The sequence below is a fragment of the Novosphingobium mississippiense genome (assembly GCF_044029535.1).
GTDB lineage: Bacteria > Pseudomonadota > Alphaproteobacteria > Sphingomonadales > Sphingomonadaceae > Novosphingobium.
Genome location: NZ_CP147001.1, coordinates 1,844,998 through 1,869,804, shown reverse-complemented (window position 1 = coordinate 1,869,804; position 24,807 = coordinate 1,844,998). Strand labels below are relative to the sequence as shown.

Genomic DNA, 24,807 nt, shown 5'->3' with positions numbered 1-24,807 from the left:
CGTGGAAATTCGCGGGCCTGTTTCGCTGCGGCCGATCTTGCGCAACTGTCCCATTCTCGGGCTGCGGCACCCTGACGCTTGTCGGCGGCGGGAAAATCCTTGAAGTCTCGGCGTATGGCTCGCTCGCTCATCGGAACCGCATCCTCGCTCACGCTCGGCGTTCTCGCCCTCGGCGCCTGCTCGTCGCATCACGAGGCGCCGAAAGTGGCGGAGGGGGACGAGCATATTTCCTGCGCCATCGGCGGGTCTGCCGAGTTGAAGCCGGTCTGCGCGGTGGAGCGATATCGGGGTGCGGAGGGGCTGATCCTGCTGGTCCGCCACCCGGATGGAGGTTTCCGCCGGTTCACGGTGGTGGGCGATGGGCGCGGGCTGGTGGTTGCCGATGGGGCGCAAGTGGCGGTAACAAGGCTGGAAGGCGACAGGCTCGACCTCTCGGTCGGGGCCGATCGCTATGTGTTCCCGGCCACGAGGAAATCCCATGCCCCACAGGCTGCTCCCCCACAATGACCAGATCCTGACCGTCGCACAGATGCGCGCGGCGGAAAACGCGCTGATCGCGGCGGGCTCCTCGGTAGAGGCGCTGATGCGGATTGCCGGGCTGGGTGCGGCGGAATGGGTCTGGCGAGTTTCGGCGGGACGGTCGGTCACCGTGCTTTGCGGCCCCGGCAACAACGGCGGCGACGGCTATGTAATTGCCGAAGTCATTCGCGAACGCGGCGGGCAGGTGACGGTGGTGGCGGCGGGCGAGCCGAAGACCGATGCCGCCCGCGATGCCCGCGGCCGCTATCACGGCGCGGTGCTGGGGGCGGATGCGGACATGCATGGCGATGTCTTCGTCGATTGCCTCTACGGCAGCGGCCTGACGCGCCCGCTCAATCCCGGGGATCTGGCGCTGCTGTTGCGATTGGCCCGGGCACATCACCATCGCATCGCGCTGGATCTGCCGAGCGGCGTTCAATCCGACACCGGGATGCTGCTCAATCCAGGCCTGCCTAGCTACGACGCGACGCTGGCGCTGGGCGCTTGGAAATTCGCGCATTTCCTGATGCCGGCAACGGCCATGATGGGCCGATTGCGGCAGGTTCCGATCGGCGTTGCGCCCGTGGATGGGGCGGCGGTTGCACTGGCCAAGCCCCGGATCGGAGCACCAGCCGTAGATGCGCACAAGTATCGGCGCGGGCTGCTGGCGGTGGTCGGCGGGGCGATGCCGGGCGCGGCAGTGCTGGCCAGCCTTGCCGCGCAAGGGGCAGGCGCAGGCTATGTGAAGCTCTTTGCCGACAGCAGCCGCAATGTGCCGGCCGATCTGGTGGTGGACCAGAGCGCATTGATCGATGTGCTGACCGACGACCGCAACACGGCGGTCTTGGTGGGGCCGGGCCTTGGCCGCGATACGGCGGCGCGGGAACGGCTGACGATCGCGCTGGCAGATCGGGTTCCGGCGGTGGTCGATGCCGACGGGCTGGTGCTGCTGGGGCCCCGCCATCTCACCGAGCGGGGCGGCGCCACGGTGGTGACGCCGCATGAGGGCGAGTTGATGACGCTGGAGCGGGCCTTCGATGTTGAGGGCACCGGCAGCAAGGCTGACCGCGCCATCGCGCTCGCCAAGGCGGGCGGGATGATCGTCGTTGCCAAGGGGCCGGACACGGTGATCGCCGCTCCCGACGGCCGGCTGGCCTGCGCGCCGCGCGCGACTTCGTGGCTTTCCACGGCAGGGACGGGCGACGTGCTGGCCGGCTGCATCGCCAGCCGCCTTGCCGCCGGTGTCGAGGGATTCGCGGCGGCGTGCGAGGGTGTCTGGCTGCATGGAGAGGCGGCGCGGCTCGCTCCACCGGCTTTCACGGCCGGTCAGCTTGGACAAATGGTCCCGGCTGCGCTAGCGGCCTGCCTGTGACCACAGAAACCGAAGAAATTATCCGCATCGCCGCCAAGGGCGATGGCGTAACCGCATCCGGCCGCTTTGCATGGGGCGCGGCGCCGGGCGACCTGCTGCATGAAGACGGCACCCTGGAATGGGGGCCGCATCACATCCAGCCGATTTGCACCCATTTCGGCCGCTGCGGCGGTTGCCAGCTTCAGCAGTTGGACGAGGAAACGCTGGCTGCCTTCGTCGAAGGGCGCGTGGCCAATGCCTCGGCCTCGCAGGAACTGGGCGCTGAAACGATCGCGCCGCCCTACCTCTCGCCCCCACACGCGCGCCGCCGCGTGTCGTTGCGCGCCGAAAGCTCCGGCGGGCGCGTGGCGATCGGTTTCCGCGAGGCGAAGTCGCATCGGCTGGTCGAACTGGAAGAATGCCCGGTGATGGCGCCGGAACTGTTCGCGGTGCTGGGCCCGCTGCGCAAGCTGCTGATCACCATGGGCAAGGCGGCGCCTGCCAAGAAGGGGCGCCACGGCAAGCCGGGCAAGCACCAGCAGACCCGCATGGCCGCCGATATCGAGATGACGCTGACCGATCAGGGCGTCGATCTGGGCGTGAAGGGGCTGACCGCCGAGGGGCTTTCCGCGACCGAGTCGATGCTCGATTTCGCGCGCGAACATCGCCTTGCGCGCCTGACCATGGATGGCGGTTACGGTTTCGAAACCGTGTGGGAGCCGGAACCGGTTACGGTAACGCTAGGTGGCGTTCAGGTGCCTCTCCCGCCGGGCTCGTTCCTGCAGGCGACCGTCGATGGCGAGGAAGCGCTGGTCGATGCAACGAAGACGTGGCTGGAAGGCGCCGCGACCGTGGCGGACCTGTTTGCGGGCCTCGGCACCTTTGCGCTGGCATTGGCCGGGCCGCAGACCCGGGTGCTGGCCGCCGAAGCGGCGCGTGACGCACATCTGGCCTGCAAGGCGGCCGCCGATCGCGCGCAATTGCCGGTGTTCAGCGCGCACCGCGACTTGTTCCGCAATCCGCTCCAGCCCGACGAACTGAGCAAGTTCGATGCTGTGGTGCTCGACCCGCCGCGCGCCGGCGCGCGCGAGCAGGTGGACTGCATCGCCGATTCCAGCGTGGGCCGGGTGGTCTATATCTCATGCAATCCGTCCAGCTGGTCGCGCGATGCGGCGCGGCTGGTGGAGGCGGGCTTCAGGCTGGTGGAACTGCGCCCGGTCGGCCAGTTCCGCTGGTCAACCCACGTGGAACTGGCGAGCTATTTCGAACGCGGGTGAGGGGCACGGAGCCCCCTGAATCAGTCCGATTCCTGGGCTTTCGCCATCATGTCCATGAAGTCCCGCGCGGCGTTGCGATCGTCCTCGTTATCGAACGCAACGTCCAGATCGGGCGAGGCGCCGAACATGTAGAGCAGGGACCACAGCGCGAAACGCCGCGCGCGGTCCTTCTCCATGCCCAGGTCCACGCGCATCCGGTCCAGCCCGGTTTCCAGCGTGGTGGGCGCGATGGTGGCAAGGTCGTCGGTGCCGAAGTAGCGGCGAAGCTGGTCGTCGAAATCCATGACGGCCGCCTTAGCAGCGATCGGCCCCGCGCGTCACGCGTTCCCGTCGCTTTCGGTCTCATCGGCATTGCAGGATAGCAGCTGGTAGATCACCGCGCCCCACGCGCTGCCGATCACCCCGACGAAGAACAGCGACCAACTGAGGTTCCAGCTGGTCTGCAGCACCTTGTTGACGAGGACCGCCAACGTCAGGACAAGAAAACCCACCTCCAGAACGAGGACGGCCCAACATACCGGCGCACTGGCCAATTGCCGACGAACTGTCTTCACGCAGCATCTCCCGAACTACGCGCTCCCACCGGGGGAAGCGTACTCTCGTCCGGGGGCTTCGTCTAGAACATCGCAAGCGCCGCGCGGGCGACCAGAAAGATCAGGCAGAAGCTGGAAAGCGCATAGAGGGCGAAGCGCGGCACCATCTGGTTGAAGGTGGTCTGGACGATGGAATGCAGCACGCGGAACACCACGTAGGCCCAGGCCACCTGCGTGTTCAAACCATCCCCCAGCCGCAGCACCGCCAGCGTCAGCGTGATCGCATAGAACACCACCGGATCCTGCAGCAGGTGGCGGTAATTGTGGGCTTTCCACTCGACCTGCGGTGGCAGGACATGATCGAGCGAGACGTGGGGATCGTCGATCAGTTCCTCGGGATCGACCTTGCCGAACGAGGAAATGCGCGAGCCGTAGAGCCAGAACCACATGACCATGGTCCAGGCCGCCAGCGCGACCACCGGTTGCAGGATTGCCATTCCAGTCATTGGACGCTCCCTTGCTTTCGAAGGGGAGCGTCCGCCGCGCCGGCCCTCTTGTCAATCCAGTACTTAGGCGTTTCCGGCCAATACCTTGGCGAAGGCTTCGGCATCGGTATTGCCGCCTGAAAGCACAACGGCGGTGCGGTCGGTCAGTTCCACCTTGCCGGCCAGCACGGCGGCCAGCGCTGCCGCGCCGCCGGGTTCGAGCACGAGGCGCAGCTTGGCGAAAGCCAGCCGCTGCGCCGCGCGCACTTCGGCGGGCGTGGCGACCAAGCCGAAGGGGCAGCGTGCCTTCAGCACCTCGAAATTCACCGGCCATGTCGCCGGGGTCTGCAGCGCGTCGCAGGCGGTGGGCGGCGCATCGGCGGCGACGCGCTGGATCTCTCCGCTGGCAAGGCTGCGGCAGACATCGTCCCACCCCTCCGGCTCCACTGGAATTACGGCGGCATCGGGCAGGGCGAGTGCAAGGCCCGCCGTCAGTCCGCCACCACCGCAGGGCGTCACGATAAGGTCGGGACCGTCGTGGCCAAGCTCTGCCATCTGCGCGGCGATTTCGATGGCGACGCTGCCTTGCCCCTCGATGATCCACGGATCGCCGAAAGCATGGACCAGCGTTGCGCCGCGTTCGGCGCAAAGGCGCTGCGAAACTGCGTCGCGGTCCTCGCCGCCGGGGCGGTCGTAGAGCACGACTTCGGCCCCCAAGGCGCGAGTATTGGCCAGCTTCACTTCCGGCGCATCGGTGGGCATGACGATGGTGGCGGCAATTCCCAGCCGCCGCGCGGCCCAGGCGACGCCCTGCGCGTGGTTGCCGCTGGAAACGCCGACGACGCCGCCCGTGCGCTCTTCATCGGACAGCGCGGTAAGGCGATGCCAGGCCCCGCGAATCTTGAAGGCGCCTACGGGCTGGAGGCTTTCCGCCTTGCACCAGATCGTGCGGCCATCGACCTCTAGCGGAAGCAGCGGCGTGCGCGGCAGGATCGCTGCGACTTTGGCTGCGGCTTCGATGACCCCTTCGTGGGTCGGGCGGCGCTGAAGATTTGTATCCATGCCCCGCGGCATAGCCGCAACCATGTAGATTGGCATAGCCGCAACTATGTGGATCGGCAGGGCTTCAGCGAGAGAGACGCACCATCTGGTAGTAGCCAAGCGGGCCGCGCGTGAATTCCACGGACAAGCCGCGATCGCCCGCGATTCGTGCCGCCATCATCGGCAGATCGAGCCGGGGGGTTACGTGAAATTTCGCCAGCCAGCCCCGCAGGCCCGCCCGCAAGGGGGAAGGCAGGCCCGCGAGGTCGCCGAAATCGACGACGTGGACCACGCCGCCGGGGGAAAGCGCCGCCACCGCACGCGACAGGGCATCCTGCCAGCCGGGGATCATCGACAGGGTGTAGGACAGGAAGATCCGGTCGAACCCGTCGCGCCCGAACAAGGCCCTGGCGTCGAAGCGCGTGGCATCCCCGGGGACGAGAACGGCTTGATTGCCGAGGCGCTTGTCGGCGTTCTTCAGCATCTCGCTGGAAATGTCGAAACCGTGCAGCGCCACGCCGGGCCATGCCTTGCTGGCCAGTTCCAGATTGCGCCCGGTGCCGCAGCCCACTTCCAGCACCGACATGCCGGGCGCGGCATCGAGTTCGCGGATCACCCGGTCCCGGCCGAACAAGTAGTATTTGCGCGTCAGGTCGTAGATGTGGCGCTGGCCGCGATAGACGCGGTCCATCAGCGCGGCGTGATCGGCGGGAAGGGCGGTTTCGTTCATCCCTCAGTCCTTCAGGACATAGAGATGGACGCCGCCATAGATCGATGAACGATCGGCCTTGGTCGCGGCGCGCGATTCCTCTTCGCGGTAATCCCAGCGAGAGAGGATTTCGTCCGGCACGCGGCCCGGCAGCAGCGTGGGTTCGGCGGCGGTGCGGAACAGCACGCGCGATCCGGGGCGGGCGGTGCGGGTGATCTCGCCCCAGAGTTCGGTCAGTTGCGCGTCGCTCATCCAGTCCTGCGCGTCGAGCAGGATGTAGCGGTCGAGCGAGGCATCCGGGCTGTCCTGCAGCACTTGCGTGAAGCTGGCGTGGCGCAGCGTCAGCCGTTCCAGCCGCTCGCGCACCTGGGCGACATTGCCTTCCTGAAGATAGGGCGGCAGCGGGGCCTTGTCCTGCCGGCCATAACCGCGCCCGAAGGCCTGCCAGGCGAAGTAGTTGTCGTTCAGCGGGAAGTGGCAGGCGAGCTTTTCAAGGCGCGCGCGCAGCACGTCCGCCATGCGCTGGCCGCCCGCGAGCGCGTCGTACTGCGCGGGCGGAATGCCCAGGCCGAACAGCGATGCGGGCTGATCGGTCAGCCAGCGCACCAGCTTGCGCTCGAAGATCGGCGCGAAGCGTTCGTCGAACACGCGGCGCTGTTCCTCCAACGTTTCGGCACCCAGAATCTCGCTGGGGTCGATCTTGTAGAGCTTGGCGAGGACATGGGCGGCGCCGATGAAGTGGCCCAGCAACCCGCGCTTGTAGATACCGCGCGTGAAGCCATTGATGCGGCGGCGACCCACAAGATCGCGACCTTCCCAGTAACGGCGCGTCGCTTCGTCCAGATGCGGGGCCAGCTTTTCGCGGTAGATGCGGGCGTTTTCCGGCTTGTCGGCTTCGGCGATGAAGCTGCGCAGGTCCGCGTAATCGGTCAGGTTGCGGATCGCCGCGATTTTCAGGCGACCCAGCGCGATATGCGCGGTGTTGAGATCGACGCAGGTGATCGTCGCCGGATTCGCGGTGAGGTAGGAAAGCGCGTTGCAGCTGCCGCTGGCGATCGTCAGCACGCGGCTGTCCGGACCGATCTGCAGCGCCGCCATGTCCGCCACCGGGTCTTCCCAGATCTGCGCGTAGACCAGGCCCTTGAAGGCAAGCGCGAAAGCCTTGTCCAGCAGGCGCGCGGCGCGCGAGGATTCCGAGCGGACGACCGCTCCCTCGATCAGATCGGAAGCAGGGCGAGCGTGCGGCATTGGTAGTGGTCCCCCGGTGCCAGGTCGGCGTGTCGTGGCGGCAATGCCTCCGCCCGGTGACCGGGTGATGACGGGATGATGGCTGTTTATGACACTTCTGCCGACCTGACGGTCGGGCAAAACGGCCATCCGGCCGTTTTGTGCGGCACCGGCCCACTCCCCCACCCGACCACCCGCGAGTGTATCCTGATGGGTGGTCGGGTGGGGGAGTGGGCCGGTGCCGCAAGCTCGTCACGGATGTGACGAGCGCACCCGACAAAAACCTCTTGTGCGGGGCTTGGCCCGCACAAGAGTTGAGTTGTCACACAGGGGCATTATATGCGGCCCTTTCGCGGCTTGCGCGTTCAAGGAGATAGATTGGTGAGCAAGGTTCTGGTGATCGGCGCAGGTGGCGTCGGTTCGGTCGCGGTCCACAAGATGGCGATGAATCCGGATATCTTTTCCGACATTCATCTCGCCAGCCGCACGGTTTCCAAGTGTGAAGCGATCGCCGAATTGGTGAAGCAGCGCACCGGCGTGACGATCAGCACCTATGCGATCGATGCCGACGATGTTGAGGCCACCTCGGCGCTGATCCGCTCGATCGGTCCGAAGTTGGTCGTCAATCTGGCGCTGCCGTATCAGGACCTCGCGATCATGGACGCGTGCCTGGCCACCGGCACGCACTACATGGACACCGCGAACTACGAGCCCAAGGACGTGGCGAAGTTCGAATACCACTGGCAGTGGGCCTATCAGGAGCGCTTCAAGCAGGCCGGTCTGATGGCGCTGCTGGGTTCGGGCTTCGACCCGGGCGTCACCTCGGTCTTCGCGATGTGGCTGAAGAAGCACAAGCTGAAGACCATCCGCACGCTGGATATTCTGGACTGCAACGGCGGCGATCACGGCCAGGCCTTCGCGACGAACTTCAACCCGGAAATCAACATCCGCGAAGTCACCGCGCCGGCGCGCCACTGGGAAAACGGCCAGTTCGTCGAAACCCCGGCGATGGGCGTGAAGCAGAGCTTCGACTTCGAAGCCGTCGGCCCGAAAAACATGTACATGATGTACCACGAGGAACTGGAAAGCCTCGCCAAGTTCATCCCCGAAATGGAGCGCGCGCGCTTCTGGATGACCTTCGGTGACGAGTACATCAAGCACCTGACCGTGCTGCAGAACGTCGGCATGACGCGCATCGATCCGGTGATCTACAACGGCGTGGAAATCATTCCGCTCCAGTTCCTGAAGGCCGTCCTGCCCGAGCCCAGCTCGCTTGGCTCGACGACCAAGGGCAAGACCAACATCGGCGACATCGCGACCGGCGAAGCGCTGGACGGTTCGGGTGAGAAGACGTTCTACATCAAGAACATCTGCGACCACGAAGATGCCTTTGCCGAAACCGGCAACCAGGCCGTCAGCTACACCACCGGCGTTCCGGCGATGATCGGCGCGGCCATGATCCTGACCGGCGCCTGGTCGGGCGAGGGCGTGTTCAACATGGAGCAGTTCGATCCCGATCCCTACATGGACATGCTGAACAAGCATGGCCTGCCCTGGACGGTCGAGGAACTCGACGGACCGCTGGCGTTCTGATGCGCGGGCTGTGGACCGTTCTTGCGGGCGCATTGGCGCTTGCCGCCTGCGCGCCGCAGGACGGTCCCCAGCCTGCCGTCACACCGACTTCTGAAGCGGCCGGTTATTCGCGCGACATGAGCGCGGCGGACCGTGCGGCTTGCGAACAATCCGGTGGCACCGTGCAGCGGCGCGGCCGGATGGGCATGGAGCAGTGCGTCCACCGCTTCGCAGATGCCGGCAAGACCTGCTCCGACACGTCGCAATGCGAAGGCAAGTGCGTGGCCAGTGCCGGCGCCGTCTCGCCGGACAAGCCCGGTGTTGGCCAGTGCCAGGCCGACGACAAGCTCTACGGCTGCTACGCCGAACTCCGCGACGGCAAGGCGCCCGCCGCGATCTGCGTCGACTGAGACATGCCGATGAACTGGAATTTCGTGGCGCCGGTGGCTTTGCTGGCGGGCTCCAACCTGTTCATGAACACCGCGTGGTATCTGCACCTCAAGATGCCGGGCAAGGCGCTGTGGGTGGCGATCCTGATGAGCTGGGGCATCGCCTTCTTCGAATATTGCCTTGCGGTGCCGGCCAACCGGCTCGGCAGCCAGGTCTATTCGCTGGGGCAGTTGAAAGTGCTTCAGGAAGCCTTTTCGCTCACCGCCTTCGTGCTGGTGGCGTGGGCACTCTTCGGGCAGAAGCCGGGGCTTAACGAAGTCGTCGGATTTTCGCTGGTGGGGGCAGGGGCATGGTTCATCTTCAAGGGCCCGTTCGGATGAAGTGCGCGTTGGGGGCCTTGCTGGCCTGCTGCGCCCTGACATCGCCCGTTCATGCGCAAGAGGCCGACCCCTACGCGCCCGGCCGCGCGGTGATCGCCGACATCGACCGGATCGTCACCGCCCAGGGCGTGGACGAGACGCAAGTGGTCACGCTTGGCGGCACGAAACAGGTCGTCAACATTCGCGGCGCGGATCGCGACAATCCGATCCTGCTGTTCATCCACGGCGGCCCCGGTGCGGTGGAGATGCCGATCGCCTGGGCTTTCCAGCGCCCCTGGGAAGATTACTTTACCGTGGTCCAGTGGGACCAGCGTGGGGCAGGGCGATCCTATCCGCTCAACGATCCCGAGGCATTGGCGCCGACGCTGACGCTGGATCGTTATCGCGACGATGCCATCGAACTGATCGAGTGGCTGCAGAAGCGCTATGGCAAGCGCAAGGTCGTCGTTCTCGGCCATAGCTGGGGTTCGGCCGTAGGCATGGCGGTGGCGGCGAAGCGGCCCGATCTGCTCCACGCCTATGTTGGCCTGGGCCAGATCATCGACTTCAAGGAGAGCGAGCGGCGCGGCATGGCCTGGACCATTGCCGAGGCGAAGAAGCGTGGCGATGCCAAGGCGGTCGCCGCCGTGGAGGCGCTGCGCCCTTATCCCGATCAGGGCTTCAGCATCGACAAGGCCGATGGCTGGCGGCAGTTCGCCATCCCCTACGGCTCGCTCGCGTGGGGCCGCAAGAACGCCGATTTCTACCTGAAGGCGCCGCGTCTGTCGCCGCTCTACACGCCGGATGACGTGAAGGCCTGGGGGCAGGGCTCCGAATATACCGTCACCCGACTCTGGCCGAAACTGGCCGATGTCAGCTACACCAAGCTCACCCGCATGAACGTGCCGGTGGTCATGATGATCGGTCGGCACGACCATACCACCGACGCCGCATTGGCCGGCGCGTGGATGGACCACTTGCAGGCGCCGTCGAAGAAGACCATCTGGCTGGAAAATTCGGCCCACCTCGGAATGATCGAGGAGCCGGGCAAGGTCTTCGCCGTCTTGTTGCGCGATGTCCTGCCTTTGACCGAAAAGGACTGAACCCGTCATGGAAACACGCGCCGGCGATCCGGGAGCCTTCGTTCACTTCGACCTGTCGCGCGTCGACAGCCCCAGTTTCGTGGTTGATGCCGCGAAACTGCGGGATAACCTGCGCGTGCTGAGCGACATCGGCGAGCGGGCCGGCGTCAAGGTGCTCTCCGCGCTCAAGGCCTTTTCGATGTGGTCCACCGCGCCGATCATCGGTGAGTATCTGGACGGCGTCTGCACTTCCGGCCTGTGGGAAGCACGGCTTGCCAGCGAGTTTTACGATGGCGAAATCGCGACCTATTGCGCGGCCTACAAGGCGGAGGACCTCGACGAGATCCTGCGCCTGTCCGACCATGTGATATTCAACTCGCCGATGCAGATCGAGCGCTTCTGGTCGCAGATCGAAGCCGCGCGCGCGCGCGGCGAGGACTTCGATATCGGGTTGCGCGTCAATCCGATGCACCCCGAAGGCGAAGTGCCCAAGTACGATCCCTGCGCGCCGCATTCGCGCCTGGGCTTCCCGATCGACCAGCTGACCGAAGATCACATCGAGATGATCGACGGCATCCACATGCATACCTTGTGCGAGCAGGATTTCGAGCCGCTGCGCCGCACGTGGGACAAGGCGTTCGATTATCTCGAACCCTTCTTCGGCCAGTTCAAGTGGATCAATCTGGGCGGCGGGCACCACATCACCCGCGCCGATTACCAGCGCGACGAACTGGTGGAATTCCTGATCGACCTTCAGGAAGACACCGGCGCCGAAGTCTATCTGGAACCCGGCGAGGCCGTGGCGCTGGACGCCGGCATCCTGGTCGGCAGTGTGCTGGACATCGGCCACAACGGCATGCCGGTGGCGGTGGTGGACATTTCGGCCACCTGCCACATGCCCGACGTGATCGAGGCACCCTATCGCCCCGCCATGCTGGGCGAGCGTGAGGATGGCGATGGCCAGCCGGTGCGCCTTGGCGGGCCATCCTGCCTCGCCGGCGATGTCATCGGCGACTACGTGCTGCCCGAAAGGCCGGAGCCGGGAATGCGCTTCGCGTTCCTCGATCAGGCACACTATTCGATGGTCAAGACCACCACCTTCAACGGCGTGCCGCTGCCGTCGATCTGGCTTTGGGATTCGGAAACGGACTCGCTCGAATGCATCCGCCGCTTCGATTACGAGGATTTCCGCGCCCGCCTGAGCTGAGGTCAGGGGAATTCGCGGCCGGGGCGGTTCGATCCGTCCCGGCTTGGCCCCGTCCGATCCCACATGGATCGAGTCGGATAAACCCGATGGCGTGTTGATGCGTTTTGACGGTGAAAAGATGGCATCCGGGTAAAGCGCGGTGATGTGCGTATTGCTGGCATGACATCGCCTTAACTATCGGAATGGGAAGGATTAATCCTGACTTGCGGGGGCTTGCGAGAGACTGGGATGACTCTTTTGTGACGTTTTCATGAAGGGGGATTTTTTTCACTTGCGATTCATCTGCTCAGCCCTATATCCGGCCCCTCGCTGCCCCATGGGGACTTCCAAACCGCAAGGCAGCTTTTCGCTAACAATTCCGTTTGGGGGTCCCTTGAGTTGCTCGAACATCTTGACGCACCGGCCGTAGCGCGCACCCTCGCGCCTGACGAACCCGTTATTCTCAATCGCCCGCACGCTGCTGCGCGCGCTGCCCGTTTCTTCGCCACGAAGTTTCCGGGTAAGTCGCTCTATGCGGTGAAGGCGAATCCCTCTCCGGATCTCATCCAGATCCTGTGGGACAATGGAATCACGCATTTCGACGTTGCCTCGATCGGTGAGGTCCGCATGGTCCGCAAGACCCTGCCGGCCGCGACCTTGTGCTTCATGCACCCGGTCAAGACCGCGAGCGCGATCCGCGAAGCCTATTTCCAGCACGGTGTGCGTACCTTCAGCCTCGATACGATCGAGGAAGTGGAAAAGATTCTCGACGCGACCGCCGATGAAGCGGGCAATCAGGCGACTGACCTGCGCCTCTGCGTGCGTCTTCGCGTCAGCTCCGAATATTCGGAACTGAGCCTTGCCTCCAAGTTCGGCATCGATCTGGCCGACGCCGGCCCGCTGCTGCAGGCCACTCGTCAGGTTGCGGACTGGCTGGGCGTATGCTTCCACGTCGGTTCGCAGGCGATGACGCCGTTTGCCTATGTGCAGGCACTGGAGCGTGCGCGTGCGGCGATTGCCGATGCGGGCGTGGTCATCGACATGATCGACGTCGGTGGTGGCTTCCCCTCGGTCTATCCGGGCATGGAACCGCCGCCGCTGGAAGATTACTTCCAGATCATCCATCGCCACTTTGAAGCACTGCCGATCGCGTACAACGCGGAACTGTGGTGCGAGCCGGGCCGTGCGCTCTCCGCCGAATACAGCTCGATGATCGTCAAGATCGAGAAGCGTCGCGGTGATGAGCTTTACATCAATGAGGGTGCCTATGGCGCGCTCTACGATGCGGCGCATGTGGCATGGCGTTTCCCGGTTGCCTGCATCGCGCGTGATGGCCAGCGTTCGGAAGAACTCCAGGAGTTCTCGTTCTACGGCCCGACCTGCGACGATGCGGACTTCATGGAAGGCCCGTTCATGCTGCCGGCCGACATCAAGGCGGGTGACTGGATCGAAGTGGGCATGCTGGGCGCCTATGGCGCGGCCATGCGCACCGCGTTCAACGGCTTCGGCACGGGTGACGTGGTGACCGTCTCGGACGAACCGATGGCCAGCCTTTACAGCGGCGATCGCAAGGATCCCCGCGTTTCGGACAACGTCGTCTCGCTGCGCTAAGCCTGCGAGATCACGAAAAGAGAAAAGGCCCCCGGTCGCGATGACCGGGGGCCTTTTTCGTTTGGCGGCAGGCTGGCTCAGTCTGCGGTGAACAGGTCCTTCAATGCGCGGGGCTGGCAGCGCAGGAATTGCGGAGACACCTTGACCTGAGCGCCCAGTGCGGCGGCGGCGTGCCAGGGCCAGCGCGGATCGTAGAGCACGGTGCGCGCGATCGCGACCATGTCCGCATCGCCGGTGGCGACGATGGCTTCGGCCTGCTCCGGCTCGGTGATGAGGCCCACGGCGATGACGGGCATCGTCTCGACCGCTTCCTTCACCTTGCGCGCGAGCGGCACCTGATAGTTCGGGCCGACCGGAATCTTCTGGTCGGCATGAAGGCCGCCGCTGGAGACGTGGAAGCCGTCGCAGCCGCGCGCTTCCAGCGCCTTCGCGAAGGCGATGGTCTGGTCGATGTCCCAACCGCCTTCGACCCAGTCCGTGCCCGAAACGCGCACGGTTACCGGCTTGTCGGCAGGGAAGGCGGCGCGGACGGCGTCGTAGATTTCCAGCGGGAAGCGCATGCGGTTCTCAAGGCTGCCGCCATATTCGTCCGTCCGCGTGTTGGAGAGCGGCGAAAGGAACTGGTGGAGCAGGTAACCGTGGGCGCCGTGGATCTGGATGGCATCGATGCCCAGACGGGCAGAGCGGCGGGCAGCATCGGCGAAGGCATCGCGGATACGGGCAAGACCGGCCTTGTCGAGCGCCTGGGGCGCGTTCTCATGCGGTAGGAAGGGAATGTCCGATGCAGAGACCGTCTGCCAGCCGTTCGCGTCCTGAGGTGCGATCTGGCCGCCGCCGTCCCAGGGCTTGGCCGTGCTGGCCTTGCGGCCGGCATGGGCAAGCTGGATGGCGATGGGCATGTCCGACCAGCGGCGCACCGATTCAAGAACCTTGCCCATCGCTTCCTCGGTCTCGTCGTCCCACAGGCCGACATCGGCGTAGGAGATACGCCCTTCCGGGCTGACGGCGCTGGCCTCGATGGTGAGGATGGCGGCGCCCGACTGGGACAGGTTGCCAAGGTGCTGGACGTGCCAGTCGGTCATCTTGCCGTCTTCGGCGGAATATTGGCACATCGGCGCGATGACGATGCGGTTTGCGAGGGGGAGCTTGCCGAGGGAGATCGGTTCGAAAAGCTTGGCCATGCGGGTCCTTCCGGTCATGTCGTCGCAGTGGGGGGAGAGAGCGCGCCGAGCGGCGCCTGCGACGGCAGGCAACTTGGGGTGCCCGGGCCAAATGAAAAGGGCTCCAAGCCTATGCCGGAGCCCTTCCACGAAAAGATTATGTTGTCGTTGCGAAAGCGTAAGGCCGATCAGGCGGCCAGTCGCATTTCCAGCCGGCCCCAGATCTCTACCAGAGCGGCGGTCAGGTCGCGCATCATCGCTTCGGTATGCGTCGGTCCCGGGGTGAAGCGCAGGCGTTCGGTGCCGCGCGGCACGGTGGGGAAATTGATCGGCTGCACATAGGCGCCGTATTCGGCCAGCAGGATGTCGCTGATCTTCTTGGCCTTGACCGGATCGCCCACCATCAGCGGCACGATGTGCGTGGTGGAATCCATCACCGGCAGGCCGGCATCGCGGAACATCTGCTTCAGCGTGGATGCCGAGTGCTGCTGCGCCTCCCGCTCCGCGCTGGAACTCTTGAGGTGCTTCACCGAAGCCAAAACGCCCGCCACCAGTACCGGCGAGAGCGAGGTGGTGAAGATGAAGCCCGGCGCATAGCTGCGAATGCAGTCGATCACCTTCTGGTCCGCCGCGATATAGCCGCCCATCACGCCGAACGCCTTGCCCAGCGTGCCTTCGATGATGTTGATGCGGTGCGCCGCCTCGTCCCGGTCGGTAATGCCGCCGCCGCGCGGGCCGTACATGCCCACGGCGTGCACTTCGTCGATGTAGGTGAGGGCGTTGTACTTCTCTGCCAGATCGCAGATCGCGTGGATCGGCGCGATATCGCCGTCCATCGAATAGACCGACTCGAAGGCTACCAGCTTGGGCAGGTTCGGATCGGTGGCGGCCAGCAGTTCCTCAAGATGCGCAAGGTCGTTGTGGCGCCAGACCTTCTTCTCGCAGCCCGAATTGCGGATGCCGGCGATCATGGAGGCGTGGTTCAACTCGTCCGAGAAGATCACGCAGCCGGGCAGCAGTTTGGCCAGGGTGGAGAGCGTGGCATCGTTCGAGACGTAGCCCGAGGTGAACAGCAGCGCGCCTTCCTTGCCGTGAAGGTCAGCCAGTTCCTGCTCAAGCTCGATGTGATAGTGCGTGTTGCCGCCGATGTTGCGGGTGCCGCCGGAGCCGGCGCCCACGTCGTGCAGCGCCTCTTCCATCGCCTCGATCACCTTGGGGTGCTGGCCCATCGAGAGGTAGTCGTTGGAACACCATACGGTGATCGGCTTCGGCCCGTTGTGGCCGGCGAAGCAGCGGGCGTTGGGATAGGCACCCTTGTTGCGCAGGATGTCGATGAAGACGCGGTAACGACCTTCGGAGTGCAGGCGTTCGATCGCCTGTTCGAAAATGTGTTCGTAGTTCACCTGGGCTCTATCCTGCGCTGGCCGTGAAAAGGCTTCTACCTGTTGTTGCGCGCCAATACCGCATCGCTGGAAGCCTGACCAGCCGCTTGTATCAGTTACTGTGATCGATATCGCCCCGGGATCGGCTTGAAATAAATCGTCGCGCGCACGAATTTTTCGCATCCGGGATGTTTGTCATGACTGGACGAACCGCCAGGGGATGCCCTGCGGCGCTGCGGGATCGTGGCCGGTGACGATCACCATGCCGGGTGCTGCCTGATGCAAGGCCCTGATCGTCATCAGCCAGGAGGCGATTTCGGTGCGCCTGTGCGGGTGCCCGATATCGGCGAGGCGGCGGGCGGGCGGGCGGAGCGACTGCCAGCTTTCGGGCACTTGTGCGATATCGCCGGTGAACAGGAATTCGCGGCCGTCGGCCAATTGCACGAAGATCATCATCGGCGCGTAAGGCAGGCCGGGCTGGGGAATGACCACGATGCCGGGGGCAACCGCGTGCGGGCGCCCGTCTGACAGGTCTGGCAGGGGCACGGCGTGGGGCGACCTGACCGCCGGGTTGCCGCTGTGCACGGGACGGTCCAGCAGGCGCAGGAGCAGGCCGGCTTGTGCGGCCTCGTGATCGATGCGTGCCTGCGCCGCTTCATCGTAGTCGCGGACCTTGCTGTCCTTCGCCAGTTCGGGCGTGGTGCCGGCGTCGATCAGGATGGGGCGGGAGCCGGGCACCACCAGCTGATAGGCCCGCACGCCGGTGCGGATCGGTCGCAGCCCGGTGCCGGCGGCCAGCTGGTTGTGCAGCGAAATGCGTGTGCCGATCAGTTCGTGGCGAATTTCAGTCGGACGTTGCCCCTTGCTCGCGTCGGCCAGCGTGCGGAGTTGCGCGATCTCCAGCGGTTTCGCCAGAGCACCAGGGGCGCTGGCATCGAACTGGAACCAATAGAGCGGAAGCCCGACCAGCATCAGGAGGAACAGCAGGAATACGTTCAGACGCGGCGTCAAAACCGCCCGCCCTCCTCCAGCCCATAGTCCGCGAGGGCGGCGGCATAGGCTGTGGCCTGATCTGCCGGCCCGGTGAACAAGGCGCGGTCGGGCGCCCGGCGCGTATAAGGCTGGCCATCGGTCAGCCGGGCGATCTGGCGGGCGATCCCCTGCGCGCCGTGAACGAAGGAGACGCCCGGGCCGAACGCCTCTGCCAGTTCCTCTTCCAGCAGTGGGAAGTGGGTGCAGGCCAGCACCACCGTATCGATATCCGCGCCGCCTGGCATCGATCGAAGGGCCTGCGCGGCGCGGCGGATGGCGGCGGGGTCCACCGCTTCTCCGCGCAGCTTGGCCTCCGCCGCTTCCACCAGTTCGGGCGCGCCGTGGCGCAGCAGCCGCTTGTCGGCGGCGAATTCCTGTTCCAGCCGGTCTACATAGGCCTGACGGATCGTGGCCTGCGTGCCCAGCAGACCGATCGTGCCGGTACGAGTCATCGCGGCGGCGGGCTTGATCGCGGGAACGGTGCCGACGATGGGCACCTCCAACACTTCGCGCACCATGCCCAGCGCGATGGTGGAGGCGGTGTTGCAGGCGATGCAGACCAGGCGCGGTGCGAAACGTTCGGTCATGCGGCCCAGCAGCCCCGCCACGCGCGCCGCGATCTGCGCCTCGGTCTTGGTGCCATAGGGCAGGCCGGCCGTGTCCGCCGCGTAGATCACGGGGGCCTGCGGCAGCACGTCGCGCAGTGCGGCCAGCACGGTAAGCCCGCCAACGCCCGAATCGAAGACCAGGATCGGCGCGGCGGGGTCGACCTGATGGGCGGTCAACACGGCGGAATTTTCGGAAGGCATCGTTTTTCCCTGTACCTTGCACACTGTTAACCGTGTCGGGGCGGGAAGGGCAATGTCGAATGCTGCAAGTGGCTTCGCCTTGCACGCCGGACCCGCTAAGAGACCGCGCATGAATTGGATTCTTCCCCTCGTTCTCGGCTACGCGCTCGGTTCCATCCCCTTTGGCCTGCTCATCACGCGAATCGCGGGGGCGGGTGACTTGCGTTCGATCGGCTCCGGCAACATCGGCGCCACCAATGTACTGCGTACCGGCCGCAAGGGCCTGGCCGCCACGACGCTGCTGCTGGACCTGCTGAAAGGCCTGGCAGCCGTCCTGATCGCGGCACACTTCTGGCCGGGCTTTGCATGGCTGGGCGCCTTGGGCGCGTTTCTGGGCCATTGTTTCCCGGTGTGGCTGGGCTTCAAGGGCGGCAAGGGCGTCGCCACCATGGCGGGCGTGGCGTTCGGCCTCGCCTGGCCGGTGGGTCTGGCCTACGCGCTGACCTGGATCGGGCTGCTGCTGATCGTGCGGATCAGTTCGGTCGCGGGCATGACGGCAGCCGTGATCGCGCCGATCGCGGCGCTGCTGCTGGGTGAGATGCAGGCCGCCGGCGTGCTGGCGGTGATTGCCGCAATCGTGATCTTCCAGCACCGCGAGAACATCGGCCGCCTGCGCGCTGGCACCGAACCCCGGGTGGGGAGCGGCAAGAAACCGTGAGCCTGGGGGAGGGGGACAGCAAAGCCAGGATCTCGCAGGACGAGGCTTTCGCGCGCATTCGGCTGCTGCGCTCGCCCAATGTCGGGCCTGTCACCTATCGCCAGTTGCTGGCCCGCTGCGGCAGCGCCGTGGCCGCAGTGGAGGCCTTGCCCGAACTGGCCGGACGCGCCGGGCGCCGTTACCAGCCCGCGCCGGAAGGTGTGGTGGAGGCCGAAGTGGCCCGCATCCGCAAGGCCGGCGCCAGCTACCTCTTCCATGATTCTCCCGAATATCCGCGCTTGTTGGCCCAGAGCGAGGGCGCACCGCCGATCCTGACGCTGCGGGGCGATCTGGCGCTGCTGAACCGGCCCTGCGTGGCGATGGTTGGCGCGCGCAACGCCTCCGCCGGTGCGGTCCGGCTGGCGCGCACGTTGTCGCAAGGGCTGGCCGAGGCCGGCTATACGGTCGTCTCGGGTCTTGCGCGGGGGATCGACGGCGCCGCGCATCAGGGTGCATTGGCTGGCGGCGCGACCATCGGCGTGATCGCCTGCGGCATCGACGTGACATATCCGCCCGAACATGGCGAGCTTCAGGAGCGTGTCGCCACACAGGGCCTGCTATTGGCCGAACAGTCGCCCGGCACCGAGCCGCTGGCCCGCCACTTCCCCACCCGCAACCGCATCATCGCCGGGCTTTCTGCCGGTACCGTGGTCGTGGAAGCGGCGCCCAAGTCCGGCTCGCTGATCACAGCGCGACTGGCGGGCGAAATGGGGCGTGAGGTGATGGCGATCCCTGGCTCGCCGCTCGATCCGCGCTCGCACGGCTGTAACCAGTTGATCCGCGATGGCGCGGTGCTGGTGCAGTCGGTCGAGGACGTGATCGAGCTGATCACCCATTTCGACGGCGTTCCGCGTTCGACCTTCCGAGACGAGGCGATAGACTTGCGGCCGGCAGCGCCGGTGTTGGAGGATGGCAACGGCGGCCAGCCTTCGGGCATCGCCGAGATGCTTTCGAGCGCGCCGGTGGCGGTAGACGAACTGATCCGCCAATCGGGCGCCAGTCCCTCGGCCGTGCAAATGGAACTGCTCGAACTGGAGATCGCGGGCCGCCTCCAAAGGCATGCTGGCGGCAGGGTGAGCCTTGGGTAAGGGGCTGCAAGCGGAGCGTTACAATATTGTCACTCGGCTATCAGTAGCAGGATCTATCAATCTCTTGATCGCATACCCTGGCGAGAAATTCGGGATTCCAGATATTCGAATGTTGGGGGAATGAGATGTCTTCAGGGCGTGATTTTGATTTCGGCGATCTAATTTATGAAGCAAGCCGCATAGTGGTCGAAAACTGGCGACTCTTGCTCCTGCTGCTCGTGACGATTGCCGCCGCCTACACCGTTATGGACAAAATTTCGGGGCGGGCCAATCTCGGCGTCGGGACCGTGGTCAGCGTTTACGCGCAGTACCTGTTTCTCGAAAAGGTCTTCGGTGTCGGAGAACGCGGGCGCAGGCGCTACCGCTCGATGTTTGGTTCCAATTTTCTGTCGGGACTGGCGATTGTCGGCGGACTGGTTCTGCTGGGCTTTCCTGGCGTATATCTCGCCGCGCGCTGGTCGGCGGCTTCATCCTTGGTCGTCGTCGATGAACACAGTGCGACCGCATCTCTTTCTGCAAGCTGGCGTGCGACGCGTGGCCGCTGGCTGCCGATGTTTTGGGCATACACAGTGACGGGTGTATTGTGGTTGGCATTGCTCGTGGCGACGGCATTGATCGGTGCGTCCATCGGGGCGGGCAAGACTCTATGGTGGACCGGCGTGATACTGCAGCTTTCGTCGACGATGTTCATCTTGACGAATTGGGTGATCGGCGCCGCTGCGTACCGGATAGTTGGCGGATCGAGCGACAGTCTGGAAGTCGTGTTTGCCTGAGTGCCGGCTTCGATCTCAACCTTGACTTGCCTTTGTCGCATTGGGGTGCTTGACGAACCGCCCCAAAGCTTCTCACCCTATGCGTGTACACACATGCGCCCGCGTGGGAGCGCGCGCGTAGGGGCTATAAGAGTAACGAATGCAGCTAGTCATCGTAGAATCGCCGGCCAAGGCCAAGACCATCGAGAAGTACCTGGGCAAGGACTACAAGGTTCTCGCCAGCTACGGCCACGTCCGCGACCTGCCGCCGAAAGACGGTTCGGTCCGCCCGGACGAGGGTTTCGAGATGGATTGGGAACTCTATGGCGACAAGCAGCGCCAGGTGAAGGCCATCACTGACGCGGCCAAGGAAGCCGATCGTCTGATCCTCGCGACTGACCCTGATCGCGAGGGTGAGGCGATTTCGTGGCACGTGAAGGAACTCCTGGCCAAGCGTCGCGCGCTGCCCAAGGACGTGCAGCGAGTCACCTTCAATGCCATCACCAAGGAAACCGTCACCAAGGCGATGACCCAGCCGCGTGAGCTGGATCAGGACCTGATCGACGCCTATCTCGCCCGCCGCGCGCTGGACTATCTGTTCGGTTTCACGCTTTCGCCGGTGCTGTGGCGCAAGCTGCCGGGTGCCAAGTCGGCCGGCCGCGTGCAGTCCGTGGCGCTGCGCCTGATCGTCGATCGCGAGCGTGAGATCGAGGCGTTCACGCCGCAGGAATACTGGTCCGTCACCGCGCAGATGGCGCATGACGGCACCGATTTCACCACCCGCCTGGTGACGTTCGACGGCCAGAAGCTGGATCGCCTGAGCATCGGTGACGAGGGCACCGCCCTTCGCGCCAAGGCCGCTGTCGAGAACGGCGCCTTCCGCGTCGAGACGGTGGAGACCAAGCCGCACAAGCGCAATCCGCAGCCGCCGTTCACCACGTCTACGCTGCAGCAGGAAGCCGCGCGCAAGCTGGGCTTCTCGGCCAGCCAGACGATGCGCGTGGCGCAGACGCTCTACGAGGCGGGTGCAATCACCTACATGCGTACCGATGGCGTGCAGATGGACCCCAGTGCCATTTCGGCTGCCCGCGCGGCGATCACCGAGCGTTTTTCAGGCCACTATCTGCCCGAAAAGCCGCGCCACTACGAAACCAAGGCGAAGAACGCACAGGAAGCACACGAAGCGATCCGCCCGACCGACTTCACCAAGGATCGCTACGGTTCGGGTGACGAGGGCCGCCTTTACGACCTGATCTTCAAGCGCGCGATGGCCAGCCAGATGGCCTCGGCCGCGCTGGAGCGCACCACCGTCACCCTGCGCGACGGTACCGGGCAGCACGAACTGCGCGCCACCGGTCAGGTTGTGAAGTTCCCCGGCTTCCTCGCGGTTTACGAGGAAGGGCAGGACAACAAGTCGGACGATGACGATTCGGGCCTGCTGCCGTTCATGAAGTCGGGCGACATGCCCGCGAAGAAGGACGTCAACGCCGAACAGCACTTCACCCAGCCGCCGCCGCGCTATTCGGAAGCGAGCCTGGTCAAGCGCCTGGAAGAACTGGGCATCGGCCGCCCGTCGACCTATGCGGCGACGATCCAGGTCATCAAGGACCGCAACTACGTCCGCACCGAGAAGAACCGCTTCTTCGCAGAGGAATCGGGCCGTCTGCTGACCTCGTTCCTCGAACGCTTCTTCCAGCGCTATGTCGCCTATGAATTCACGGCGGGCATGGAAGACGAGCTGGACGACGTGTCGGGTGGACGTCAGGAATGGAAGGCACTGCTCGAAGCCTTCTGGCGCGACTTCAAGCCGAAGTCGGACGAGGTGATGGAGAAGAAGCCCTCGGAAGTGACCGAGGCGCTGGACGAGTTCCTGTCCGATTACCTGTTCCCGCCCAAGGCGGACGGCAGCGATCCGCGCCTTTGCCCCAAGTGTGGCGAGGGGCGTCTGTCGTTGCGCGGTGGCCGCTATGGCGCATTCGTTGCCTGTTCGAACTATCCGGAGTGCAAGTTCACGCGCAAGTTCGCGCAGCCCGGCGGCAGCGCCGATGGCGGCGGTGATGACGAGGCACTGGGCAAGGATCCCGAAACCGGGCTGGAAATCGTGCGCCGCACGGGTCGCTTCGGCCCCTACATCCAGTTGGGCGAAGGCAAGGAGGCCAAGCGCGCCTCGATCCCCAAGGATATCGATGAGTTGACGCTGGAATGGGGCATCAAGCTGCTCAGCCTGCCGCGCACGATCGGTCCGCATCCGGAAACGGGTAACGAGATCACGGCCAGCATCGGCCGCTATGGCCCCTACCTGGCGCATGACGGCAAGTACGCGCGCCTGCGCAACACCGCCGAAGTGTTCGAGACCGGCATGAACGCCGCCGTCTCGATGTTGGCCGATGCCGCCAACCGTGGCGGCGCCGGTGCGCGCACCAAGGCAGAGCCGATCAAGGTGCTGGGTGCCCACCCGACTTCGGCCGGGGAGATCAAGGTCATGGCGGGCCGCTATGGCCCTTATGTGACCGACGGGACCACCAATGCCACGCTGCCCCGCGACCAGAAGCCGGAGGATCTGACGGCCGAGCAGGCGATCGCCCTGATCGATGCCAAGGCGGCCAAGGGTCCGGTGAAGGGCAAGAAGAAGGCGCCTGCCAAGAAGGCGGCACCGAAGAAGGCCGCTCCGAAAAAGGATGGCGATGCCAAGACGGCCGCCAAAAAGCCCGCAGCCAAGAAGGCTCCGGCCAAGAAGGCCGCGAAGAAGGAGGCGGCCGAATGAGCGACAAGCAGGCCAAGCACAAGCAGCCCTGGAAGCCCGAAGAGCTTCAGAAGCTTCAGACCCTTGCCGGAAAGGGCAAGGGGCTGAAGGAGATCGCCAAGGCGCTGAACCGTACCGAGGAATCGACCAAGGACGCCGCGCGCCAGCACGGGTTCTCGATCGCCAAGGCGCGTTGAAAACACGGCGTTGAAAACGCCGCGTCGACCTCAATTCTGGAGGCGGTAGAGCCCGTATTTGCGGGTGCCGAGAGTTACGCCGGCATAGCGCCGGTAGCTCTCGGCAAGGCGTTGATGGACCAGCGCCCGCGTCGCGAGGTTCGGCAGGTTGGGGCGGCCGGACTCGGCCACCACGACCACGCCGGGTTTGCTGGCGAATACGCGGGAAACTTCCGCCACCGGATCCACGCCTAACGCACCGGCTTCGTTCATCGCGTTGAGATGGCTGGGATAGGCGAAGCGCGTGGGGATGCAGGCGTTGGTGGTGCGGTAGAGCGCGCTATCCCCTTCATAGACGTAGAGGCAGTGCCCGCGCAGCTCGTGGGCAATCAGGTCGGTTGCCGCGGCGAAGTCTTCGGCGTCGCCTTTCTCGCGCACCTGGAATGCCGGGACGAGGACGGCGCCGATCAGGCCCAGCCCGATCAGCAATTGGCCGTACCAGCGCTCCCCCTTGCGAACGCGGGCGAGGGCTGGCGCGGCCAATATCGATAGTGGCACCAGCACCGGGCCGAGATAATGGTCGTACCACGTTCCGAAGGCCAGGAACCCGGCGATGGCGAAGATCGCCCAGATGCGCAGCGAAGGCAGCGCAGCCGGCATTTCGCCGCGCACGGACGAAAGCCGATGCGGTGCCAGCAGGATGGCCAGCGCAAACGGCGTCATCGCCAAGGTTTCCTTGGCAAGCTGGGCATAGGCATCGGCATGATCGGTTGCGCGCCCGAAGATCGACAGGAAGTTGCTCTGCATGAAGGCGTCGAGATGGCCAGCCATGGCGTAACCGGCCATTACCGCCGCTGTGGGTGAAAGGGCGGCCAGCAGCCATAATGCCGTCACACCGGTAAGACGCGGCAGGGCCCAGCCATCGGCCCGGCCGCGCGCCAGCAATAGCAGGCCGAAGCCGATCCCCTCGAACATCGCGGTATATTTGATCTGCATCGCCAGACCGAGCAGCAGCATCGGCACCAGCGCCCGCCGCCACAGCAGCGGATCGGCCTTGCGCTGGCAGGCTTCGACAACCAGCATGGCGGCCAGCGCGACCGGCAGGTTATAGAACACCGGCGCCTGACCCAGGGCCGCGTTGAACACCACCTGCCACAGCAGGTAGACCAGCCCGGCAGCCTGCGCGGCGCGTGGCGGGGCGATCCAGCGGGCCATCCGCTCGATCACCAGCGCGGTCAATACCGAGCAGGCGAGGCCCAGCACCTGATAGGTCAGCACCGGATCGAACGGCAGCAGGTAGACGCCGCGATAGATCGCGAAGAGGCCCCAGGGCTTGCGGTCCCAGATGTCCACGAAGGGCAGGGCGCCCTGCGCCATGCGCTGGCCGACGAGCAGGTAGAACTGCTCATCCGACTGGAACGCGGGCTTGCCCAGCATGATCACCCGCAGGGCAAAACCGACCAGGAGATAGAGCGCGGGCGATCCCGTGCCGGGGTGGACGGCGCGTCCGGTGCGGGCGAGTATGCGCCCGGCAGCTGCGATCATGCTCGACCCTTCTTGTTCCTCAAGCCCGCAGCGGATGGGGCA

The 24,807-nt window shown here is 65.2% G+C and carries 25 protein-coding genes; 14 read left to right on the top strand and 11 right to left on the bottom strand.

All coding sequences use genetic code 11. The features are described from left to right. Window positions 1-114 precede the first annotated feature (114 nt). The 3 genes from WBP06_RS08790 to WBP06_RS08780 are packed head-to-tail and all read left to right on the top strand — an operon-like array spanning window position 115 to window position 3,147. Window positions 115-507: a hypothetical protein gene (locus WBP06_RS08790; RefSeq protein ID WP_395333879.1), complete on the top strand. Its 393-nt coding sequence runs from the start codon at window positions 115-117 to the stop codon at window positions 505-507. Continuing rightward, window positions 479-1,891 carry an NAD(P)H-hydrate epimerase gene (locus WBP06_RS08785; RefSeq protein ID WP_395333877.1) on the top strand — a complete coding sequence of 471 codons (1,413 nt, stop codon included), beginning with the start codon at window positions 479-481 and terminating at the stop codon, window positions 1,889-1,891. Before WBP06_RS08790 ends, WBP06_RS08785 begins: the two co-directional genes overlap by 29 nt. After that, entirely contained in the window at window positions 1,888-3,147 is a 1,260-nt protein-coding gene (locus WBP06_RS08780) for a class I SAM-dependent RNA methyltransferase (RefSeq protein WP_395333875.1), read from the top strand. Before WBP06_RS08785 ends, WBP06_RS08780 begins: the two co-directional genes overlap by 4 nt. Before the next feature lie 20 nt (window positions 3,148-3,167). Here WBP06_RS08780 and WBP06_RS08775 read toward each other — a convergent pair whose 3' ends face one another. From WBP06_RS08775 to WBP06_RS08750, 6 genes are all read right to left on the bottom strand, one after another. Beyond that, window positions 3,168-3,431, bottom strand: a complete 264-nt coding sequence (locus WBP06_RS08775) for a hypothetical protein (protein ID WP_395333873.1) — start codon at window positions 3,429-3,431, stop codon at window positions 3,168-3,170. A gap of 33 nt (window positions 3,432-3,464) precedes the next feature. Continuing rightward, a complete protein-coding gene (locus WBP06_RS08770; protein ID WP_395333871.1) occupies window positions 3,465-3,701 on the bottom strand; it encodes a hypothetical protein in 237 nt (78 codons plus the stop codon). 62 nt (window positions 3,702-3,763) lie between these two features. Beyond that, complete coding sequence (locus WBP06_RS08765; RefSeq protein ID WP_395333869.1) at window positions 3,764-4,186, bottom strand: MAPEG family protein; 423 nt, start codon at window positions 4,184-4,186, stop codon at window positions 3,764-3,766. 63 nt (window positions 4,187-4,249) lie between these two features. After that, window positions 4,250-5,227, bottom strand: a complete 978-nt coding sequence (locus WBP06_RS08760; protein ID WP_395333867.1) for a threonine/serine dehydratase — start codon at window positions 5,225-5,227, stop codon at window positions 4,250-4,252. A 64-nt stretch (window positions 5,228-5,291) separates the two neighbouring features. Continuing rightward, complete coding sequence (locus WBP06_RS08755) at window positions 5,292-5,936, bottom strand: class I SAM-dependent methyltransferase (RefSeq protein ID WP_395333865.1); 645 nt, start codon at window positions 5,934-5,936, stop codon at window positions 5,292-5,294. Between the two features lie 3 nt (window positions 5,937-5,939). After that, window positions 5,940-7,163 (bottom strand): DUF3419 family protein, encoded by a 1,224-nt coding sequence (locus tag WBP06_RS08750; protein ID WP_395333863.1) that lies wholly within the window; start codon window positions 7,161-7,163, stop codon window positions 5,940-5,942. 360 nt (window positions 7,164-7,523) lie between these two features. Here WBP06_RS08750 and WBP06_RS08745 point away from each other — a divergent pair, with 360 nt between their 5' ends. The 6 genes from WBP06_RS08745 (at window position 7,524) to WBP06_RS08720 (ending at window position 13,342) form a co-directional block, all read left to right on the top strand. Further along, window positions 7,524-8,735, top strand: a complete 1,212-nt coding sequence (locus WBP06_RS08745) for a saccharopine dehydrogenase family protein (protein WP_395333861.1) — start codon at window positions 7,524-7,526, stop codon at window positions 8,733-8,735. After that, complete coding sequence (locus WBP06_RS08740) at window positions 8,735-9,124, top strand: hypothetical protein (RefSeq protein ID WP_395333859.1); 390 nt, start codon at window positions 8,735-8,737, stop codon at window positions 9,122-9,124. Before WBP06_RS08745 ends, WBP06_RS08740 begins: the two co-directional genes overlap by 1 nt. Before the next feature lie 9 nt (window positions 9,125-9,133). Beyond that, entirely contained in the window at window positions 9,134-9,484 is a 351-nt protein-coding gene (locus tag WBP06_RS08735; RefSeq protein ID WP_395333857.1) for a DMT family protein, read from the top strand. Further along, window positions 9,481-10,566: an alpha/beta fold hydrolase gene (locus WBP06_RS08730; protein WP_395333855.1), complete on the top strand. Its 1,086-nt coding sequence runs from the start codon at window positions 9,481-9,483 to the stop codon at window positions 10,564-10,566. The genes WBP06_RS08735 and WBP06_RS08730 overlap by 4 nt, the downstream gene beginning before the upstream one ends. A 7-nt stretch (window positions 10,567-10,573) precedes the next feature. Beyond that, on the top strand, window positions 10,574-11,752 hold the full coding sequence (locus tag WBP06_RS08725; protein WP_395333853.1) for a carboxynorspermidine decarboxylase: 1,179 nt from the start codon (window positions 10,574-10,576) through the stop codon (window positions 11,750-11,752). Between the two features lie 378 nt (window positions 11,753-12,130). After that, entirely contained in the window at window positions 12,131-13,342 is a 1,212-nt protein-coding gene (locus WBP06_RS08720) for a type III PLP-dependent enzyme (RefSeq protein ID WP_395333851.1), read from the top strand. A gap of 77 nt (window positions 13,343-13,419) precedes the next feature. Here WBP06_RS08720 and WBP06_RS08715 read toward each other — a convergent pair whose 3' ends face one another. The 4 genes from WBP06_RS08715 to murI form a co-directional block, all read right to left on the bottom strand. Beyond that, window positions 13,420-14,523, bottom strand: coding sequence for an NADH:flavin oxidoreductase/NADH oxidase (locus WBP06_RS08715; RefSeq protein WP_395333849.1), 1,104 nt, complete (start codon window positions 14,521-14,523; stop codon window positions 13,420-13,422). Window positions 14,524-14,690: 167 nt separating this feature from the next. After that, window positions 14,691-15,905 (bottom strand): 5-aminolevulinate synthase, encoded by a 1,215-nt coding sequence (gene hemA, locus WBP06_RS08710; protein WP_395333847.1) that lies wholly within the window; start codon window positions 15,903-15,905, stop codon window positions 14,691-14,693. Window positions 15,906-16,079: 174 nt separating this feature from the next. Then, on the bottom strand, window positions 16,080-16,895 hold the full coding sequence (locus WBP06_RS08705) for a hypothetical protein (RefSeq protein WP_395333845.1): 816 nt from the start codon (window positions 16,893-16,895) through the stop codon (window positions 16,080-16,082). Beyond that, the gene (murI, locus tag WBP06_RS08700; RefSeq protein WP_395333843.1) at window positions 16,892-17,725 is read right to left on the bottom strand and encodes a glutamate racemase; all 834 of its coding nucleotides are present in this window, start codon (window positions 17,723-17,725) and stop codon (window positions 16,892-16,894) included. Before murI ends, WBP06_RS08705 begins: the two co-directional genes overlap by 4 nt. 109 nt (window positions 17,726-17,834) lie before the next feature. On the opposite strand from murI, the gene plsY reads away from it, so the two are divergent. The 5 genes from plsY to WBP06_RS08675 all read left to right on the top strand — a co-directional run bounded on the left by plsY (window position 17,835) and on the right by WBP06_RS08675 (window position 23,241). Continuing rightward, window positions 17,835-18,422: a glycerol-3-phosphate 1-O-acyltransferase PlsY gene (gene plsY, locus WBP06_RS08695; RefSeq protein WP_395333841.1), complete on the top strand. Its 588-nt coding sequence runs from the start codon at window positions 17,835-17,837 to the stop codon at window positions 18,420-18,422. Window positions 18,423-18,424: 2 nt separating this feature from the next. Next, window positions 18,425-19,549 (top strand): DNA-processing protein DprA, encoded by a 1,125-nt coding sequence (gene dprA, locus WBP06_RS08690; RefSeq protein WP_395334102.1) that lies wholly within the window; start codon window positions 18,425-18,427, stop codon window positions 19,547-19,549. A gap of 125 nt (window positions 19,550-19,674) precedes the next feature. After that, window positions 19,675-20,322, top strand: a complete 648-nt coding sequence (locus WBP06_RS08685) for a hypothetical protein (protein WP_395333839.1) — start codon at window positions 19,675-19,677, stop codon at window positions 20,320-20,322. A gap of 139 nt (window positions 20,323-20,461) precedes the next feature. Then, window positions 20,462-23,065, top strand: a complete 2,604-nt coding sequence (topA, locus tag WBP06_RS08680) for a type I DNA topoisomerase (protein WP_395333837.1) — start codon at window positions 20,462-20,464, stop codon at window positions 23,063-23,065. Then, entirely contained in the window at window positions 23,062-23,241 is a 180-nt protein-coding gene (locus tag WBP06_RS08675; protein WP_395333835.1) for a hypothetical protein, read from the top strand. The genes topA and WBP06_RS08675 overlap by 4 nt, the downstream gene beginning before the upstream one ends. Before the next feature lie 30 nt (window positions 23,242-23,271). Here WBP06_RS08675 and WBP06_RS08670 read toward each other — a convergent pair whose 3' ends face one another. Further along, window positions 23,272-24,765, bottom strand: a complete 1,494-nt coding sequence (locus WBP06_RS08670; RefSeq protein WP_395333833.1) for an ArnT family glycosyltransferase — start codon at window positions 24,763-24,765, stop codon at window positions 23,272-23,274. Window positions 24,766-24,807 lie beyond the last annotated feature (42 nt).